The sequence below is a fragment of the Pseudomonas sp. R62 genome, assembly GCF_000257605.1.
Classification (GTDB): Bacteria; Pseudomonadota; Gammaproteobacteria; order Pseudomonadales; family Pseudomonadaceae; genus Aquipseudomonas; species Aquipseudomonas atacamensis.
In genome coordinates this window covers 1,857,312-1,859,589 of sequence record NZ_JH635999.1, presented here as the reverse complement: position 1 = coordinate 1,859,589, position 2,278 = coordinate 1,857,312, and the positions used below count along the sequence as shown (strand labels likewise).

The window sequence follows — 2,278 nt, the reverse complement described above, 5'->3', positions numbered from 1 at the left end:
CGCGACACAGTACAACTTCCTGAATCATCAGCAAGTAGACGATCTCGTCACAGAGTTGAAGGGCTGTAGAGCTAGCGAAAATCCAGCAGCCTGTCGAGAGAAAGTGAAGGATACCTATGCGAAACTGAGCGCGAAAACCAGTGGATCCGAACTGTTCAAGTGCGAGGGTTTCGATCAGTGTAATGGTCAGACGAACGCCGCTGAAGGAGGGACCCTGGCGCTTGAAAACTACGATGCAAATGGCGGGTTAAGCGCTGAAGAGCGAGCGATTGTTCAGGACTTCCAAGACTCGAACCACACGGACGAGCTGAACTCTCACCATAAAACGATGCTGGGTGATCATGCGGAAATCGCTGGGACGGTTCTGACTGGGGGGATCGGGGCTGGGAGCAAATTGGTTGGAAAGACTGATGAACTGCTTACCTCCACAAAAGGTGCTGATGGTGTAATAACCAAAATTTCGGATGGAATGAGGGCGAATCCTTATCACCCTGACTGGAAGAACTACTCGGGAACTGAAGCCCTCAGCCTGTCATCCGGCGCGAGCGGGGTAAAACCTGTGACCGGTTTAGGGGACGTTGAAGATTTTATGACGTCCCAGTTAACCAATTTGAATAAAAAACTTGGGGAAAAAATCGGACAAGGACGACTTCCTTACGAACGAGGAAGAGCTGGGATCGATCAAGCAAAGCTTGATATCAAAGCTACCCTCGAGAGTGCAACGGACATAAGCAGCTTGATTCCCAGGTCGCAAGTCCGAGGCGACTACGATTTAGTGCATGTGTATAGTAAGGTCACGGATCGAACCGTTAGTTTAAGAGTGCTGCCAGGCGGTAAATATGAGTTTGATACTTTAATTCCAGAAAGGTCCTCAAAATTCTGAGAGGTGGTTATGTATTTAGATGATGAATTTTGTGAGTTTCGCGCGCGCTCCTTTTATATCAAAAGGGAAAAGATTTGTGACGTGTTGGTGTTGTTTTTTAAACTACATCTGCAGGGCTGGGTGTCATTAAGTATTGGAGAAGGGGTCGCAATTTTTTCGCACGGTTTGAGAGAGGCCGAATATCAAATAGTCGAGAGTCTTGATGACGAATTTGCTTATCCCGTGAGGGTGGTGAATTCTTTACGCAAATACTTAGATAAAAAAATATCAGGGATTTATGAGTACCGTATTGAAGGGGTGAAGGAAGGGTGCTTGGGCATTTACTTTGATTGTGGAGATTGTGGGCTTAGTGTGTTGGAATATGATGGCTGCCTAACGTTTACTGATGGTATGTGCGATTTCGGAGACAAAGTCTCTTTGGTAAAGCGGGCTGCGTAATAGCAAGCGCGGGAAGAGGCCACTTTAGCAAGTTGTTCGGAGAAATGGCGGTGGATGGGGGGCAGAACGCGTATTTTTTAAAAATAAGAACAGATTGCATTTAATGTGATTGGCTGAAGCTATACGTGAAAGTTTGTCCTGCGTTGAGTGTTGCGGAGCGCTATAGGAAAAAAAGGGGGCTGTCCCCTTTTTTAATGGTGTGTTTCACTGGAACGGTAGTACGGGGGGGCTCCGGCAGCCAATTGTCGGCTAGTTATATACCGGCGGCGGTGCAAAAAGCACTAGGAGTAAGATTGAAATGATTTATGGTGATCCGTTTATATTCTCAATTCAGTTTGATGTCGTGAGGGATTGGACTGATTCATGTTTCTGGGTAAATGGATTGTTTTCGTTGTTTGTTTGTGGGGAAAGGCTCCTTGATGTGGTGGATGTAGTCGAGCTTAAAACTGCCGTGAACTTTTACGCAAAAATGGAATTTGAAAATATAGAGGAGGGTGATCCGGCGATTTCTGCAAAAGAATTATTTGCTTCCGCGCATCGTTATTTCTTCAAAGGGGAATCCGCCATTTTAGAAGGCGTGCAAGATATAACGTGCACCTTTTTGGGGGACGCCGGTCTGTTTATTTATTTTCAAAAAACAGCGCATGCAGACAGACTGGTCTGGAGTAAGGACTTTGGCAACCTTGTTCATGAGGCGTTGCTGCCTCGGGGGGCAGTTGTTGGCGTAATTGAAAGTATTGAAGAGTTGTAGATGTTTTATGGTTGTTGTAGCGGGGTAGGTTTGTTGAACTCGACAAATCTGGCCGCTACTTTTTGAAAGGGTAAGCGAAAATTGATTAAAGCCGGACTTTTGCTGCCTTTTATTTTCCTGATTGCAGGCTGCCATTCCAACGTCAGAGACTCTTCCCCCCAGTCTTTTAAAGGATGGTGTCCAAATTCAGCGGGATAAATGGGGAC

The 2,278-nt window shown here is 46.1% G+C and carries 3 protein-coding genes and 1 pseudogene; 3 read left to right on the top strand and 1 reads right to left on the bottom strand.

Annotated features, from left to right (window positions below):
• The 3 genes and pseudogenes from OQK_RS26230 to OQK_RS26220 form a co-directional block, all read left to right on the top strand.
• A pseudogene (locus tag OQK_RS26230) lies at window positions 1-883 on the top strand (hypothetical protein); the annotation flags it as partial.
• A 9-nt stretch (window positions 884-892) separates the two neighbouring features.
• Window positions 893-1,321, top strand: a complete 429-nt coding sequence (locus OQK_RS26225; protein ID WP_016775051.1) for a hypothetical protein — start codon at window positions 893-895, stop codon at window positions 1,319-1,321.
• 298 nt (window positions 1,322-1,619) lie between these two features.
• Window positions 1,620-2,072, top strand: a complete 453-nt coding sequence (locus OQK_RS26220) for an Imm42 family immunity protein (RefSeq protein WP_016775050.1) — start codon at window positions 1,620-1,622, stop codon at window positions 2,070-2,072.
• A 5-nt stretch (window positions 2,073-2,077) separates the two neighbouring features.
• Here OQK_RS26220 and OQK_RS31770 read toward each other — a convergent pair.
• Window positions 2,078-2,278 (bottom strand): hypothetical protein (locus OQK_RS31770; RefSeq protein WP_238537270.1); only part of this gene is annotated, 201 nt, incomplete at its 5' end.

Excerpts from the sequence above, each read along its gene's own strand:
- OQK_RS26220 (WP_016775050.1), top strand. The coding sequence starts at position 1,620 with ATGATTTATGGTGATCCGTTTATATTCTCAATTCAGTTTGATGTCGTG.
- OQK_RS26225 (WP_016775051.1), top strand. The coding sequence starts at position 893 with ATGTATTTAGATGATGAATTTTGTGAGTTTCGCGCGCGCTCCTTTTAT.